Raw genomic sequence first — 16540 nt, 5'->3', positions numbered from 1 at the left:
TCATTTATTTTGAATTATGCCAAATATCGAGCGGTTAATATAATAAATGAATAGGAAGAAATTCAGTCAGATCAAGAATTACTCACAGAGGCTTTTAATGCTATTATTAGCGCTTGGATATTGTTGCTGGGCGAGGGGTTTTAGAGATACAGGTTTCAGTTACATTTATAGGCTCTCCATTCATCCAATGAGGATGAAGTACTTCAGTAAATAATATGAGCAAAGCTATCTATTATGCCTGATATTAATCCTCTTCATATTACTACCATCACTATCCATGATGTAGATTTTATTTTGTCCATCTCGATTGGAACAGAAGATGATTCTTTGACCACTGGGCGACCATGAAGCATAAAAATCTTTTGCCGGATGACCGGTAAGACGTTTGAGGTTACTGCCATCGCTATGTATGGTAAAAATATCGGCGTCTCCGTATCGGTTAGAAACAAAAACCAGCTTCTTGCCGTCTGGCGACCACTGGGGACCCAGGTCGAAGTGTTGATCCGTGGTAAGTTGGATCTGATCTGAACCATCGGCATTCATGACAAAAATATCAAAATTTTGATTCCGGTCGGAGGCAAAGGCAATCTTTTGCCCATCGGGCGACCAGATCGGATCGACCTCATAGGAATGGGGGGAAAAGGTCAGCCGTTTTTGATTACGTCCATCAGGATCCATTTTATAGATCTCCATATTGTCATCCCGGTCAGAGAGAAAGAGGATATCCTTACCACTGGGTGAAAAGAAGGGATATACATCGGTAGCGTCATTGAACGTAAGTTTCCGGATATCCTTGCTTCGATAGCTGCGCATATAGATCTCCATATCTCCATCTTCGCTTGAGTGGTAAAGCAGATTTCGACTATCGGGCGACCATGAGGGTAGGTCACCATCACGGGCAGAGCTGATCGGAAATTGCTGCTCTTCGTTACCGGCATATTTTATATTGTAATGATGTTCCCGTTCTCGTTCTGAGAAGAAAGCTACATATTTGCCGTTAGGCGACCAGGCCGGGTAGAAGTCATTAGCGGGATGCTCGCTCATCTGCTGAACAGCATTCGTATTCAGGTTGATTACATAAATTTCAAAGTTGCCGCTCATTGATGAGGCAAAGGCAATCTGATCCCCTTCCGGCGACCAGTAGGGCTGCATATGCGAGGTGCTGTCAACTTGGGCTGAACTTATTGTGACTTCTAAAAAAAACAAGCCTAATATAATGATGAGTATGCGTTTCACGGTACCCTCCCCTTTTTCTTATACAAATAACATAAGTAATTTAATGCACCGTTGGATAAATGTGTAGTGAAATTCTTTTAATACCTATTGGGGATCAGATTTCTTGACAATTCCACTATATTTTGAGAAGTGGAAGGATGAAATATTTCTTGTCTGCAAGTTCTGAAAAGGATCAGGCCCCTTTTGTTAGAAGAGGCCTGAAAATTTTCTTATTTTTTTAGAAACCGATCTGTATTGCTGCTAAGAAGTTAGAATATTCTGCTGCTCTATCGGTGGGTAGAATATAATTCAACTTAAGCTTGGTAAATTTATTAGGCACATAATTGAAGCCAGCAACAATGGAATCCATATCTCCTGTTAAGGATTCTCCAGAGAAAGAGTCCCATCGGAGTAAAAGTTGGCTGACCGGCGTTACATCGTATCCTGCCGTAAAATAGTATCCATACGGATTATACTCTTGGTCGTTGGGAGATTCCATCCACCCGTAAATAATTTCACCATCAAGTAGAAGCTTGTTTTGGTTAATGCTAAAATATGAGCCTATTAAGGTTTGTTTGCCCTGGAATGTAGACTGTAAATTGCCAGAAGTAGCCGGAGTATCTTTTTGTTCGTGGGAAATACTGACACCAACTTTGGCAGTTGAGGTACTGTTCTGTCCCAGATATGCTTCTGCACGGCCTATATATTGGAAGTGACCGTCAGCATTGTTGTTGCCTCCATAATTATTACCGTTAAAAACCCCACCAGTAAACCGGAATCTTTGGTTAGAGGTATAAGTATCAACTTGAATGCCTAACTGTCGTTTAGTTCCCAACTGGTTTACAACAACGGAGCGGTCTATAAACAGAATCGAACTTGCTCCGGTTAAATATTCATGGGTGAAGGGAGATTTAAAGAGCCCTGTTTTTATAGATAAGTTGGAAATAGGCTTAAAATAGATGTTGGCATCAATGACGGAAGGGCTTTTTAACATTGTAGCCTGCAGGTTATATCCGAATTTGTTATCGAATATTCCGGATAGTTTGAATCGTCCATAATTGATATTAAATCCATTATGTCCGGCTACTCTTTCTGGACGGAAGTCTGCAAGACCTTGGACCAAAAAACTCAGTGAGAAAAAATCGTTTTTTAAGTGCTGCTGAAGTTTATCAGCCTGCTTGTTGAATTTCGATTGGTCTTGTGCGTAAACAGAAGTAGCGGTTACAATGAGTAAGAGTGCAAATGGAAAGAGGTGTTTTATAGCCCTGTATGCTAATTTCATGGTTGTAGCTTTTTTAGAATTATTAAAATATTACTTCTTTTTATTAGTAATAAGTAAGGTTATCGTATTGATCTACCTGACCTTAAATAGATAATTCTAAAAAAGATGTGGAGAAATGTACGAGTTGGGTATTGAAAGAAGGGACAAGAAAGCCTGGTATTGAGAACAAACTTACAGAAAAATATTAACCCTCAAAGTCAGGTTGTTAGGTTTATCGGAGGTTTGGAATGCAAGCAAGCTTTTATTGTGCTAAGCAGTTTGCTATGGCTCCCGGTTCTTTTTTGGATAATGGCATCAACTTTGCTTGAAATTTTTTCCTCTTTTTTATCGGTTATCTTCTTTCCAGTGTAAATTATAATAGGAATGTTAGCATATTTTTTGTGTGATTTTAAATTTTGTAGAATCTTTTCACTGGTGGTATCAAAGAGAATATAATCCAATATAATACAGTCTATTGACTGCTGGCTGAGTATTTTATACGCATTAGCTATTGAAGAAGTAGTTAGGCAGTTTGCAAAGGAATAGCCCAAAAATTCTTTGATTGCCAAGTTGTGTATTTTACTATCGTCAATGACAAGGATCGTTTTGCCATCGGCGTTGTCTTTTGTTGATTTAGACAGAATCGTAGAATCCTGTCGGTTCGACTGGTGGATTTTCGGTTCGCTATCGCTCGGCAAATATAAGGTGATAGTACTGCCAATATTTAGTTCACTATCAATATGAAGTATTCCCCCAAGGACTTTTGTCAACTTTTGGGAAATATCTAATCCTAATCCAGAGCCACTGATATTGCACGAGCGGTTTTGTTTTATGCGTGTAAACCGTTCAAATATATGATTTAATTTCGATTGTGGAATCCCGACCCCAGTGTCTTTAACCTGGAACGCAATAGCTTGATCCAAACCGGTATTAATATTTTGAAGCTCTTCGTTTGAGGGGGAATATATGGTTAAAGAAACGTCTCCTTTTGGGGTATATTTAAACGCATTAGATAGTAAGTTTTTTAAGATAATTTTCAGGTAGGTAGGGTTTGTGGGAATTGTATACTGGTCAAGTTGTTGGACTTGATAGGTGAAGGTGAGGCCCTGTTTGGTAGCAATTGGATCAAAAATATAGTACAACTCTTTACCCAAGGTATCTATTGAGACTGTTGTTGTATTAAATTTTAGATTTGCTATTTGCTTGTCTGTTGAATTAAAAAACTCTTCAATGTATTTCATTAAATGTTTACCGGAATAAAGTATAGCATTTGTAAGCTTTTTACAGCTATCCGTTAACTGGTCATTATTTTTTTGGTTAAGGAGTTTAGCAGAGAGTATGATAGAATTTATGCTTGTTCGCATATCATGAGCTGCATTGGCAAGGAAGATATCTTTTCGTTTGCTTTGCAGGGTATGTTTTTTTGTTAAGCTTCGTTGCCGCTGCAATTTTTGTACCTTAAACCACAAACTGCTTATGTCCTTATTGATAGCAATTATATAGGATGATTCATGTTGTACTACCTTTCTAAGATGGATTTCAGCCGGATATACAGTACCTAATCTTGTAGTGACAAATGTACAGATGGAAAGTTCCTTCCGTTGACCTTCCAGTAGGGGGGTTATGAGTAGCCTGAAAGATTCTGTGCTATATTCTGAATATATATCACCTGGTTTTAGCGCTAATATTTTTTTTTCAGAATATTTTTCTCCCTTACCTATGGGGGCAAGGCTTGTATATAGGCATTTAAATGTTTCCCCGTCAAACAAAAAAACCTCTTCTTGGCTTTTGTCTGTCAGGTTAGACAGGATATGCTTAAATTTGAAAAGATCAAGATGTTTGTTCTTTAGGTTATGGTGTTTTAATTCTCTTTCTATAATTGGAATTAATCGCTCGAGGCCATTTATAGAAATGCAATCATCAGCTCCATTTTGCATGGCTATTGCTGCTATACTGCTATTATAATTTTCAGGTAGAAATATAAGTGGAGTATATTCATGCTTTATAGAAATACGATTTAACAGCTTATATAGAGGAGGACTTTCCTGACCTGATAAAATGATTGTATCCCAATATACGCTTTCCTTGAGGGCATCTTGTATCTTTTTCTCATCTTGTAAACTTATATAGTCAATGTCAATATCTCTTTCGCCAAACACCCTCAATATGGAGGATAAATAATTTTGTGGAGTGTTTATGAAAAGTAATTTTAGTTGTGCATCCATAAAAAGGTTTTGGCAACTAATTATACAAAATTTGCATGGACTCAAAGCAACTATAACAGGAAGAGTGTGATTTAACTTCTACAACCTGAAATGTGAGAAAAGTCTACCTGTCAAATACAATTCTGATTGTAGCACTATCTTCTTTTGATGAATAAAACAAGTGCCTTTAAAACAATCAACATTAACATTAGAAATTTTTAATATTATAATTTTTTAATATTTTGTCTTTGCTTTTTCAAGGGTATTACAAAAAAACGTTGGTTTAAATATATGTATTATGTATAAGGAAGGAAGTTCTGGCCGTCAGGGGATAGAAGGCTGGCAAATAAAAAAGGCAGAGCAAAGTATTACCCAGTTTTCATACCCTGTATCTAAACCAGTTATTAATGATACACGGTATCATTGCCTCAGGGAGATCCATGATCTGCAAAAAAAGATGATTCGGCAAAACATGCACAAGGCCATGTCTCCTATTAGTGCTATTTCTGGTTATTTGGAACTGATGAAAATATTTCTACAGAATGATGCTAAAAGTAGCAAAATTGAACATTATCGTTCAAGAATTGAAGAGGGGGTTGATGAGCTGGGTGAAATTATAGAAGAGTTGCATGATGTTTTTGATGAAGAAGAGGAGAATTATACCCAAATTATCTTAGATAACAGAACTTAATTTTGGTAGAAGTCGCCACCTCAATTAAGTTTACAGTATGTCAAATTGAGTTGGTTTCAATTTTTTATCATTTCATATTTATAGAAGAGTATCGTGTTGTTGGCCTTTAGGGGATTGGAATAATACCATTTGAAGCTGGTAGTAATGTCGGCGCATTTCTTGAATTTTGTGGTTGTTTAGGTCCGTTATATCAAAGAGAGTGTTGTTGTCGATGTTAATTTCATTCTGCAACTGAGACTGTAGAAGTCTCAGCTTGTTATGGCTGGTCACAAAAAAGCAGCTTAGCATTTCTTGAAAATCATCACCGGAAATAATATTTGTGATATCAGAAGATTTTTCTTCAGCCCTTAAGCTCTCTTTTTGGGATGGTGAGCTTTCTTGCCCTTCCTTCTCTTGTTCATCGTTTCCCAGGGAAGGAAACGAAAAGTGGTTAGTTTGCAGATCTGAAACATAGTTTTGTAGGGGATGCACATTTTCTGGAGATAAAATTCCAGATGCATATCTTGTTTGGGATGAACGTGGTAACATGAACGACCCTTCTTTGATATAGTACTCTTATAATAAGATTTCGTTTTACTAATTATCGGTTTTAGAGGTATAAACTTTAATGGCTTACCTCTTAAGTACCGAAAACAGTTATGGGTTATGATACAACTAGAAACCTAACTCTCAAAATTACATAGGTCTAACGGTTCGTCTGATAATTGCTGAAAATAGTTAATAAAATAAAAGGATTTGACTTGCCTGTCTTTAAGTTTCTCATGAAATAAAAAATACTTAAGTAGCTTCCCAAAAGACCGATAAACATAAAGACATAGTTTATAGTTAAATGGATCTGGTATTTAGTTATACCTAATATTGCAAAGGGTAACTTATAGTTATTAATGGTATTGCCGTCCTAAAAATTTAAAAGCAGACTGGAGTTAATAATGGCTAAAATAAAAGCATTAGTTGTTGATGATTCGAAAATTATGAGAAGTGCCGTCAAACGGGCATTAAATAATTTAATGTTGGCTGAATTTGAGTATGTGGAAGCCAAAGATGGTGAAGATGCATTTGAAAAATTCAACGAAGAGATAGAAATCATGTTTGTGGATTGGAATATGCCCAACATGACCGGAGTGGAATTTTCACAGGCCATTCGGGAAGAAGGGTATGACCATATCCCCATTATTATGGTAACGGCTGAAAAGTCGATGGGTAAGGTTGATAAGGCGCTGAACGAAGGTGGTGCCAATGAGTATATTACGAAGCCATTTACGGCCGATAAGATGCATAAGGCTATTAGCGGCTATTTTGATGATGATGGAGCTATTGCCGGCAGCGATGACGGGGATGATGAAGAGGAAAAAAGTTTTTTTAAAGGCATTCTGAACTCATAATAAATTAGAGGATGAAATTAGCACAGATAGACCAATTAGATAGGATACCTGTAGAGCTCGAAGAGAAAGTAAGAGAGTCGGTTTTAAATACGTTTGAATCCATTCTCAGCGAAAAGCTGGAATATGTAAAAGAAGAGAACGCTGATGGGCCGCTTAATGGGATTATCGGGAATGTGACCGTATTTAATGCCGAGCATACGATATCACTGATGTTGGCAATTCCAAAAGATACCGCTCTCTTCCTCTCAAAAGTTTTTATCGGCATTGAGCTTCCTTTTGAAAGTGATGATATGGGAGACTTGGTTGGAGAGGTATCAAATATTTTAGCCGGTGATGTGGCAGCAAATGTTGAAAAGGTAGGGTTCCGGGGGCAGTCATCGTTACCAACGGCGACCAGAGGGAGTGATCTAACTCTTTTTATGCCCAGTAAACCTCCAACAAAAAAAATGAAATTTGCCAGCGACAATACGTCATTTCTTTTAACAATGGTTTTAAGCGAATCTAACTAAATAATTGGTGGGATGAGTAGTCAAAAAAAAGAACGTATAGAGGATCTTGAGAAGATAATACGAGCTCTGGCTGAGGTCTGGCCGGCGGATCGTGATAATGTAGCGATTGCGGGTGCCCGGTTCGAAGAGTTTATCTCTACTTTTGAAGATGATCCCGGCCAGCTACAGCGACTGATAAATATAGCCTGGAAAGGGTTGAAATATCTGTTTGAAGAAGACGATTATTTTATCAGTGTTAAGACAGCTACCATGCAGGCTATTAACACCATTCGTGAATATTTGCTCAATGAAGGTGATATAGGGGTTGAGGTATTTGAAAGGGCCTATGATGATCTTGACGATGCCTTAGCTGGTGAAAAGGAGTCTGCCGACGAGATGATTGAAATTACTGCCAGAGAAGATGAGATTGAGGATTCGAAATCATTGAATGATCTTGCTTCCTATATTATGGAGTTGGATGAAGAAAGTGTTACGCCTGAAGAAATAAAAAGCCTTTATGACGTCATCAATGCTGTTATTGGTGATGTGCGTTCTGATGTTGCTGTAATCATTAAAGAGGCAAAACATAAACTGGAGAAAATTTCAGAAGAGGGTATGGAGGGCCACTCTGACTGGCTGTCAACCATTTCTTCGATTACGGAAAAAGCAATTGCATTTGAACAAAGCAATTCTGTAGACCATCAAGAAGTAGAAGGGCAGGAAATTGTTGAAGCTGAGAATACAGAACCCAACCAGAATCAATCTGAACAGGTAGCATCAGAGGAGTTTTATATCCCGGAAGATATTGACCCCGCTATGATCGGGGAATTCATTACCGAATGTTCCGAGCTGCTGGAAATGGCTGAGGGCGCCCTGCTGGATCTGGAAGAAAACCCCAATGATGATGAGTTGGTCAATAAGGTTTTTCGGGCCTTTCATACCATTAAGGGGACCTCTGCTTTTATGGGGTTGGACCCTGTATCGGACTTTACGCACCACCTTGAAACGGTGTTAAGTATGGTACGCGACGGAGATATCGATTTTGATGTGGCTTCCGCCGATATTTCGCTGGAGGCTATTGATATTATTTATAGCATGCTGGATGTTGTTGAGGTGGCTGATGGAGGTGACCATCTGCCCAAGCCATTAAACTTTGATCGGTTAACGGGGGTATTACATCGCGTGGCGGATGAGCAAATTGCTCCGGCAAAAGCTTTGGAACAGGCTGGAGGTATCCAGTATGAGGATCCAGAGGCCGATCCAATACTAGCTGAAAATGGAGAGGCAAAAAATAATGGCGAAGCCAAAAGTGGTTCTGATGAGAGTCAAGCAGAATCTTCGGTGCGTGTAAACGTCAGTCGGTTAGATCAGCTTATTGATATGGTGGGTGAATTGGTAATTGCCCATTCGGTGGTAGCGCAAGATGAAAGTATTCCCGACCATTCCGAGCTTCAGAAGAAAATAAGTCATACCAGCAAAATTTTACGAGAGCTACAGGATACAAGTCTTGCTCTTCGGATGGTACCGCTGAAGGGAACGTTCCATAAAATGAATCGTTTGGTTCGTGACCTTTCGCGCAAGGCGGGTAAAAAGGTAAACCTTTCAACCTATGGTGAAGATACAGAGATCGATCGAAATATGGTGGATATCATCAATGAGCCGTTGGTTCATATGGTGCGAAATGCCATAGATCATGGTATTGAGACTCCAGAAGAACGCCTTGATGCTGGAAAATCCGAGCAAGCGAAGGTGTGGTTGCGCGCATCCCAAGAAGGAGGCAAGGTAGTTATCGAAATTGAGGATGATGGACGTGGAATCAATAAAGAAAAGGTCTTGGAAAAAGCAGTTTCGAAGGGGCTCGTAGATCATGATGAAAACTTGACGGATAACGAGATTCATCATCTCATTTTTTTGCCGGGTTTTTCTTCTACGGATGAAGTGACTGATTTATCAGGGCGTGGCGTAGGTATGGATGTAGTTCGAAAATCAATTGAAGATCTGAAAGGCAAGGTTGATATCGAGTCGGAAGAAGGGAAAGGAACAAAAATAATTATTGAGCTTCCCTTTACACTGGCTATTACGGATGGCATGCTCGTTCGGGTTGGGGCACAACGATTTATTGTACCTACATTAAATATTGATCGGGCCTTTCGGGCTCAGAACGATGACCTGTTTACGGTGATGGGTAAATCAGAAAAAGTTTCCATCAGAGGAGAAACCGTGCCGGTCATTCGATTGCACAATCATTTTAATATTAATGACGGGGAGGAAGATCTTACAGAAGGTACATTGTTGGCAATTAAAAATGCGAATAAAAAGTATGCGTTGCTGGTCGATGAAGTTGTAGGTCAGCAGCAATTGGTAGGGAAATCTATCAATATGGTTGCCGAGATGGACCACATTTCTGGAGGGGCGGTCTTGGGTGATGGGACTGTTGGCTTGATTTTGGATACTGCGGCATTGATCAAGAATTAGATGTCAATGATATCAACTTCTTTTAGCCTATTTACACAGCAGGAATTACGAAAGCCCCTTGGTAGATATGTGGATCTACCGAATAAATGGTTATAAGCATGAAGTTAAAACAGACAGATTTCGAGACGATACAGTCTAAGATTTATGATTATTGCGGTATAAACCTTCATGAGGGTAAGCAGGCCTTGGTTCGTTCGCGGTTGATGAAACGTATTCGTAAGCTAGAGCTCAGAGGTTTTAGCCACTATATTGAATTTCTGGAAAGGGATACTTCGGGCGAAGAATTTTTGGCATTAGTTGATGTATTGACAACTAATAAAACCAGCTTTTTTAGAGAGAGTCAGCATTTTGATTTTATCGTTGAAAATGTACTGCCCAAGATTAACGGTCGACAGGTGAAGTGGTGGTCAGCTGGTTGTTCTTCGGGTGAAGAACCGGTTAGCTGTTCAATAGTGCTCCAAGAGCAAAATATAAATGCACGGGCCGTTAAAATTTTAGGAACCGATATCTCACGCGATGTAATACGTAAAGCTAAACGAGGAATTTATCCAGCCAACAGGATTAAAAATATTTCGCCCAGTATTGTTAAAAAGTATTTTAACAGTGGTGCTAACGGGCAGTGCCAGATAAAAAAGAAAGTGAGAAAGATGATTACTTATGGACGATTAAATTTAAAGAAGAAATGGCCGTTAAATGGACCATTTCAGGTAATTATGTGTCGGAATGTGATGATTTATTTTAATCGTAAAACCCAGAAGGAGCTCGTTTCCCGCTTTTGGGAGATCTTAGAGCCAGGGGGTTATCTATTTTTGGGACACTCAGAGAGTATCGCAAGTGCAGATCGAAATTTTGAAAATATAAGTCCGGCTGTGTACCGGAAAAAATAGTGAGCCTTGGCATGAAAACAGTGGTAGGGGTTAGTGATTTTAGGGTCTCATCCAATACTAACGAGACTATCATTACGTATGCATTGGGCAGCTGCCTTGGCATTGCCGCGTATGATCCTACTATAAACGTGGGGGGACTGTTGCATGTAATGTTACCCTTATCCAAGGCCGACCCTGACAAGGCTGCAAAAAAACCAGCCATGTATGTTGATACCGGATTTGAGTTACTACTTAAGGAGTTATATGCACTGGGCGCTAAAAAGAGAAATCTAAAAGTTACGGTGGCCGGCGGCGCAAGTATGAAGCCCAAGGGCAAGAAAGATTATTTCAAAATTGGAAAGCGGAATATTACGGTACTCCGAAAATTACTGTGGAAAAATAAGTTTATGATTAGTAGCGGTGATGTGGGAGGGAATATTTCTCGTACTATGGCACTGCGAGTTGCTGATGGCTACATCACTATTAATAAAAAACCGCTTGGATCACAAAGATAAGTGTAATTATTAAATTAGTCTGATAGTTGCCAGAATATATTAAATCGACTGTATTTTGATGAAATTAAACCTATAAGAACATTTAACAATGGGGACACCCAGCATATCATACAGCCAAAAAATTTATGGAACAGTCATCGAAAAGGATGTGGAAGTATATGGTCAAATACAGGAGATATTATGACAAAAGTATTAGTTATAGACGATTCAGCGTTAGTGAGAAAGCTATTATCCAAGGAGCTGGGTAAGCAGAAAGATATTGAGGTTGTGGGATCGGCGATTAATCCCTATGTGGCAAGGAAAAAAATTGCCCAGCTTAAACCGGATGTGTTAACGCTGGATTTAGAAATGCCTCGGATGGATGGGCTTTCATTTTTGTCTAAGGTTATGAAGTATCATCCTATGCCGGTAGTGGTCGTAAGTTCACTAACGCCTAAAAACAGTGAAAACGCATTAACCGCACTTCGGTTAGGAGCTGTGGATGTTATCTGCAAACCGGGCTCCGCTTATTCGACTAAAGAGATATCCCAAAAAATTATAAAAGCGGTACGTGTGGCTTCGAAGGCCAATATAAAGTCTGGGATAAGAAAGCTACAAAAGAAAAAGAAGTCAGTTAAAATTAATCAAAATGGAAGCAGGGGAGCCCGCTTGAAACAGACGACAAAAAAGCTTATTGCGGTGGGTGCATCGACCGGAGGAACAAAAGCTCTTGAAGAAATACTGCCTGCACTGCCACCACGATTACCAGGTATGGTAATTGTACAGCACATGCCGCCGGTATTCACAAAAAGCTTTGCTGAACGATTGAATACAGTGTGTAAGGTTAATGTGAAAGAGGCCGAAAATGGAGATTGGATTCAGCCTGGTCAAATCCTGATTGCCCCCGGCAATTATCATATGTTGGTTCAGAAAGAGGGGGCAAAATATTATTCCCGAATTAAGAAAGGGCCGCCCGTTCATCACCATCGCCCCAGTGTGGACGTCATGTTTAATTCTGTAGCAGAAGCAGCAGGCGTAAATGCTACGGGAGTTATTTTAACTGGAATGGGATCGGACGGTGCTAAAGGACTCAAAAAGATGAGAGATAAAGGAGCGCATACAATCGGACAAAATGAAGATACCTGTGTCGTGTATGGTATGCCCAAACAAGCCCATGAGATGGGGGCTGTTATTGAATCATTGCCGCTACCTAAGATTGCAAAAGCTATCATGAACAGAACAAAGGAAAAAATGGTGTAATTGAGAAAAAGAACACGCATACAATATCTGTGGCTACGACAGCGCCTCAATATTTGAGGCCGGTAATGGCACGGGAGCATGGAAGGGCTTGCATTTTTGGAAGAGCATAGGTGGCCTGTTTGAGTGGGACTCAACATACCTATCATGGATTAAGTGCGGGTGTTGTAAGAAGTTAAAAGGAGGGAGGAAAATAGCTCAGTGGTATTTTTATATGTATCGGTGAAGATTAATAAAAGAGAGTTAAAAGTTAATGATGGAAATAGAAGGATTTATCTAAGAAATAGAAGTGACATTCACATTAAAAATAATTTAAGAAACTTTTCAGTGAGACGATAAATAAGATCTGATTGATTTATAAAAACAAAGTCAATAGGCTCAGATTATCTTAATAGACCATTTTAGCTATGAGTGATACAAAAGTTTTAGGGCAAGAAGCCGATAGTAGTTCGAATGTAGAAGTAGATGGTGGCAAGTTTCTTACATTCTTTTTAGGTGAAGAAGAATATGCGATCGAAATTATGAAGGTGCAAGAAATCATAGGGTTAATGAAAATTACACCCGTGCCCAAGATGCCTGGCTACATACGGGGGGTATTAAATCTTCGGGGTAAAATTGTTCCCATTATGAATTTGCGGACACGGTTTGGTCTTGAGGAGGTTGAAAATACTGACGAGACATGCATCATTGTGATCCAACATGAAGGGTATTTAATGGGAGTATTGGTAGACAAGGTATCTGAGGTTGTAGATATAAGCACATCAGATATTGAAGAAGTGCCTTCAGTAGGTGCCGGTGAGCAAAGTGAATATCTTTCCGGTATAGGGAAGGTCGATGATTCGGTTAAAATGATTGTAGAAGTACATAAAGTATTATTTGATGTGCCCGAAGCCGTTCTCAATAAGTCTTAGAATAGCAAAGGATAGTAAAAGATTAATACAGTAAATATAAAAGAAGGATAGTTATGGCAGCGTTTGGAAATAATAAAGGTGATGGGGCCGAGAAGAATAAACCATGGACAATCGGAAAAAGAATAAAAATACTTGCTTTCGGTGGGGCTACAGTAGTGCTCTTAGTGGGTGCTTTAGCCAGTTATGCATTTTATATTATTGATGGATACTCTGCAACTGTTGATGAAGTATACGTTAATCAGTGGGGTACAGGTACGGCTATGGAACGGGCAGTTCGTACGGCAGATAGCCATTTTCGAACTTATATCACATACAGGGAGAAGGAAGAATATGAGGCCGCCATTGAACGATTTAGTAAGATTAATCAGGAGCTGAGTGAATTCCAGGAATATGTGAAGGCGTATGACTTGCCTGCACTTAAGAGTGTATTGCCTGAATTGGAAAGTGGCATCCCTGATTATCGAGAGAATATAGATAAGTACTATGAAGCAGCAGAAGGGCTTAATTCCAGTGATAATAAAACAGAGGTGGCTACAAGTAAAGCCATTACAGCTCTTGAGGAATACATCAATAACCCTGATGCAGAATATGTGCAAAAAGTACAAAGTGTAAAGATCGATCTGATGACGAATTTACGTAGCGTCTATCAGCGAATGCTTTATGCTGGCCGGACTGATAAGTCGGGTTTAAAAGATTGGGATACTATTGAAAATGGTTATCAAAACATAGCTGAAGATGTAGGTGCGCTTGCTAATGAAGTTGATCAGGATACAGATCGAAGAGACCAATTGAGTAAAGCCTCTGATTTGATTAATGAAAATATATCATTGATTAAAGAGATTCGTCAAGCTAATCAGGTTATGATGGCGCAGGAACAGCAAGCGTTGAAGGTGTTTGAAAGTCTTATGCTGGATGTGATTACAGCAACAGAAGCCGCTGAGCAGGGTACGCGCGATCAGGTTTCGTTAACCAGTGCAACGGCCGACCAATACTTATGGATTATCCTTATTGTGGCAGGCGTGTCTGTTATTGGAGCTGTTATCTTTGGTCTCTTCATGGAGAGGTCGATTATCTCAGTGCTCAAAAAGGTGATTTTTAAACTGAGTGGGGGGGCAAAGCAAGTTGATGCCTCGGCAGAACAGTTGTCGCAGTCGAGTCAAGAGTTGGCAGAAAGCTCAAGTGAGCAGGCCGCCAGTTTGGAAGAGACAACTTCTTCGCTCGAAGAGATATCCTCGCAGCTTAAGCAAACCGATGAGAATTCAGCCGAAGCTGAAACCGTGATGAAAGAAGCCAAGCCATTGGTCGAAAAAGGGGTTGATGCGATGGAACGAATGCAGGGAGCCATGGAAGATATTCGAGAATCTTCGGATGAAACCTCCAAGATTATTAATACGATTGATGATATTGCCTTTCAGACCAACTTGTTAGCACTTAATGCAGCAGTTGAGGCGGCGCGGGCCGGGGAGGCTGGCAAAGGATTTGCAGTTGTAGCTGAGGAAGTACGCAACTTGGCACAGCGAAGTGCTGAAGCTGCACAAAATACTTCGGACTTGATAGAGAGCTCCCAGGAAAATTCAGAGCGTGGGGCCAAAGTAGCAGAAGAAGTATCGGAATACTTACAGAAAATTGAAGATAAGGTAGCAAATGTAAGTACACTGGTTGTCGAGATTTCTGCGGCTTCCAAAGAACAAACCAATGGAGTGCAAGAAATCAACTCAGCGATGTCCGAAATGGATAACGTAGTACAAGGTAATGCTTCGGTTTCAGAAGAGTCAGCCAGTTCTGCTGAAGAGTTATCATCACAGGCTGCTGAACTAAATAATGTGGTTGATGAGTTGACTGCACTGGTTGGCAACGTAAATGAGAAGACTAAGAACGGCAGTCCTCAAGATTCTTGGACAAATGACTCCAATAGTGTGAATTCAAATGGCAATAATTATAATAGGGGTTCACATTCTGCCAATAGTAATAGGTCGGATGAATCTATCAAGAACCAGTTTCAGAACCAGGAATTTGCAAATGATACTGAACTGATTCCTTTTGATGAACATGAAGATGATTTTAGCAGTTTCTGATTTAGTCTACTGTTGAAAAAAGATCTTATAACGTTAAAGTATCCCTTCATAACTGAAGGGACATTTTCTTTTTAGCTAAATATCTGGTTAGCATATTTTATGCAAGAATTTTCTTAAGAAAGTTATCAAGAGACCGATAATATAGTCTATAGGAGAAATTATATGGTATCAGTCGGTTTTTTGGGCAGGTTCTAATACCGGGTATTATTAACCAACTACTCTAAGCAGTTTAAATAGTATGGATTATATTAGAAATATAGTACGCAAACTGGTTACAAAATATGGCAATAATAATCAGACCATAGGCAAGCGTATATTAATGATTGTTGGTGGAGGTTCACTGATGACATTGCTTGTAGGTATTGCGGCTATTTTCTATCTGAATACTATTAACAATTATACTAATCAATTAACGGATGTTAATATATCAGAATGGGATATAGCAAACTCTATTGAAAAAAACATGTGGGCAGTTGGTTACAATTTAACCAGGTATAGTGCCACTTACAAAGATACACTTTATAAAAGAGCGGTTAGTCAATTAGATACTGTCAAAAAGGAAATTGAAACCGGAAGTACCTTAGCCAAGAAGTATGAAATAGATGAATTTGAGCAAGAACTCAAGAACATGAAGCTTGCTTATGGAAATTATAGGAAATCGGTACAACTATTTCACCAGGCTATACAAGAACTATCTCAGTATCGGCAAAATACGGGGTCAGCATCAGGGGAGTTTGTAAGCAGTATGGATGAATATGCTGCCATTGCCTCATCGAATATCCAAAATTCTACTGATGCCCAAAAAATTCAGCAGACACAACAAAAATTGGCTAAAGCTGATGAGATAACGAAAGGGTTTTTAAATAATACAAGTAAGTTATGGCAGTCTGAGGCTTTAAATAATGCTGAGAAGTTAACTGGGTTAGAAACGAATTTTAATGAGTTGCGTACAGATTTGGGAGAACTATATAAAGGGGTTTCTGACCCTGAAGGAGATATGTTATTAAATATCGCGCTTGCTGTACTTAACGATAATGTGGCTGCAATTAAAGCAATGATATCTGCCCGAAAAACAGTGGATAAACAAGAACAGGTACGGTTGGCAGCTTATGATAAGATAATTAGCAATGCGGGAACACTGGCTGAGCAGTCAAGGACTTGGGCCAATGAACAGGGAGCTTTGACGAATGCTACAGTTAGTAATGCAATGTGGATATTAGC

At 39.4% G+C, this 16540-nt stretch carries 13 protein-coding genes; 9 read left to right on the top strand and 4 right to left on the bottom strand.

Features of this window, described 5'->3' with window-relative positions; all coding sequences use genetic code 11:
• Nucleotides 1–225 precede the first annotated feature (225 nt).
• The 3 genes from J6I44_RS00985 to J6I44_RS00975 all read right to left on the bottom strand — a co-directional run bounded on the left by J6I44_RS00985 (nt 226) and on the right by J6I44_RS00975 (nt 4701).
• Entirely contained in the window at nt 226–1236 is a 1011-nt protein-coding gene (locus J6I44_RS00985) for a DUF5050 domain-containing protein (protein ID WP_265764064.1), read from the bottom strand.
• A gap of 217 nt (nt 1237–1453) precedes the next feature.
• Nucleotides 1454–2497: a porin gene (locus J6I44_RS00980; RefSeq protein WP_265764063.1), complete on the bottom strand. Its 1044-nt coding sequence runs from the start codon at nt 2495–2497 to the stop codon at nt 1454–1456.
• 197 nt (nt 2498–2694) lie between these two features.
• Nucleotides 2695–4701, bottom strand: a complete 2007-nt coding sequence (locus J6I44_RS00975) for an ATP-binding response regulator (protein ID WP_265764062.1) — start codon at nt 4699–4701, stop codon at nt 2695–2697.
• Between the two features lie 277 nt (nt 4702–4978).
• On the opposite strand from J6I44_RS00975, the gene J6I44_RS00970 reads away from it, so the two are divergent.
• The gene (locus J6I44_RS00970) at nt 4979–5371 is read left to right on the top strand and encodes a hypothetical protein (RefSeq protein WP_265764061.1); all 393 of its coding nucleotides are present in this window, start codon (nt 4979–4981) and stop codon (nt 5369–5371) included.
• Nucleotides 5372–5449: 78 nt separating this feature from the next.
• Here the strand turns inward: J6I44_RS00970 and J6I44_RS00965 are convergent, their stop codons facing one another.
• Complete coding sequence (locus J6I44_RS00965) at nt 5450–5899, bottom strand: hypothetical protein (protein WP_265764060.1); 450 nt, start codon at nt 5897–5899, stop codon at nt 5450–5452.
• Nucleotides 5900–6300: 401 nt separating this feature from the next.
• On the opposite strand from J6I44_RS00965, the gene J6I44_RS00960 reads away from it, so the two are divergent.
• The 8 genes from J6I44_RS00960 (at nt 6301) to J6I44_RS00925 (ending at nt 15319) form a co-directional block, all read left to right on the top strand.
• A complete protein-coding gene (locus J6I44_RS00960) occupies nt 6301–6753 on the top strand; it encodes a response regulator (protein WP_265764059.1) in 453 nt (150 codons plus the stop codon).
• Nucleotides 6754–6764: 11 nt separating this feature from the next.
• Entirely contained in the window at nt 6765–7262 is a 498-nt protein-coding gene (locus J6I44_RS00955) for a chemotaxis protein CheX (RefSeq protein ID WP_265764058.1), read from the top strand.
• 12 nt (nt 7263–7274) lie between these two features.
• A complete protein-coding gene (locus J6I44_RS00950; RefSeq protein WP_265764057.1) occupies nt 7275–9716 on the top strand; it encodes a chemotaxis protein CheA in 2442 nt (813 codons plus the stop codon).
• 98 nt (nt 9717–9814) lie between these two features.
• On the top strand, nt 9815–10603 hold the full coding sequence (locus J6I44_RS00945; RefSeq protein WP_265764056.1) for a CheR family methyltransferase: 789 nt from the start codon (nt 9815–9817) through the stop codon (nt 10601–10603).
• Between the two features lie 11 nt (nt 10604–10614).
• On the top strand, nt 10615–11097 hold the full coding sequence (locus J6I44_RS00940) for a chemotaxis protein CheD (protein ID WP_265764055.1): 483 nt from the start codon (nt 10615–10617) through the stop codon (nt 11095–11097).
• A 180-nt stretch (nt 11098–11277) separates the two neighbouring features.
• Nucleotides 11278–12336 carry a protein-glutamate methylesterase/protein-glutamine glutaminase gene (locus J6I44_RS00935; protein WP_265764054.1) on the top strand — a complete coding sequence of 353 codons (1059 nt, stop codon included), beginning with the start codon at nt 11278–11280 and terminating at the stop codon, nt 12334–12336.
• A gap of 404 nt (nt 12337–12740) precedes the next feature.
• The gene (locus J6I44_RS00930) at nt 12741–13244 is read left to right on the top strand and encodes a chemotaxis protein CheW (protein WP_265764053.1); all 504 of its coding nucleotides are present in this window, start codon (nt 12741–12743) and stop codon (nt 13242–13244) included.
• A gap of 53 nt (nt 13245–13297) precedes the next feature.
• On the top strand, nt 13298–15319 hold the full coding sequence (locus tag J6I44_RS00925; RefSeq protein WP_265764052.1) for a methyl-accepting chemotaxis protein: 2022 nt from the start codon (nt 13298–13300) through the stop codon (nt 15317–15319).
• Nucleotides 15320–16540: the final 1221 nt, after the last annotated feature.

The sequence above is a fragment of the Fodinibius salsisoli genome, from assembly GCF_026229185.1.
Classification (GTDB): domain Bacteria; phylum Bacteroidota; class Rhodothermia; order Balneolales; family Balneolaceae; genus Fodinibius; species Fodinibius salsisoli.
This window is presented reverse-complemented; position numbering and strand designations above follow the sequence as displayed.

What these genes read in the sequence shown, in the direction of transcription:
- J6I44_RS00980 (WP_265764063.1), bottom strand. Translation starts at nt 2,497, where the DNA reads ATGAAATTAGCATACAGGGCTATAAAACACCTCTTTCCATTTGCACTC.
- J6I44_RS00975 (WP_265764062.1), bottom strand. Translation starts at nt 4,701, where the DNA reads ATGGATGCACAACTAAAATTACTTTTCATAAACACTCCACAAAATTAT.
- J6I44_RS00970 (WP_265764061.1), top strand. Translation starts at nt 4,979, where the DNA reads ATGTATAAGGAAGGAAGTTCTGGCCGTCAGGGGATAGAAGGCTGGCAA.
- J6I44_RS00965 (WP_265764060.1), bottom strand. Translation starts at nt 5,899, where the DNA reads ATGTTACCACGTTCATCCCAAACAAGATATGCATCTGGAATTTTATCT.
- J6I44_RS00960 (WP_265764059.1), top strand. Translation starts at nt 6,301, where the DNA reads ATGGCTAAAATAAAAGCATTAGTTGTTGATGATTCGAAAATTATGAGA.
- J6I44_RS00955 (WP_265764058.1), top strand. Translation starts at nt 6,765, where the DNA reads ATGAAATTAGCACAGATAGACCAATTAGATAGGATACCTGTAGAGCTC.
- J6I44_RS00950 (WP_265764057.1), top strand. Translation starts at nt 7,275, where the DNA reads ATGAGTAGTCAAAAAAAAGAACGTATAGAGGATCTTGAGAAGATAATA.
- J6I44_RS00945 (WP_265764056.1), top strand. Translation starts at nt 9,815, where the DNA reads ATGAAGTTAAAACAGACAGATTTCGAGACGATACAGTCTAAGATTTAT.
- J6I44_RS00940 (WP_265764055.1), top strand. Translation starts at nt 10,615, where the DNA reads ATGAAAACAGTGGTAGGGGTTAGTGATTTTAGGGTCTCATCCAATACT.
- J6I44_RS00935 (WP_265764054.1), top strand. Translation starts at nt 11,278, where the DNA reads ATGACAAAAGTATTAGTTATAGACGATTCAGCGTTAGTGAGAAAGCTA.
- J6I44_RS00930 (WP_265764053.1), top strand. Translation starts at nt 12,741, where the DNA reads ATGAGTGATACAAAAGTTTTAGGGCAAGAAGCCGATAGTAGTTCGAAT.
- J6I44_RS00925 (WP_265764052.1), top strand. Translation starts at nt 13,298, where the DNA reads ATGGCAGCGTTTGGAAATAATAAAGGTGATGGGGCCGAGAAGAATAAA.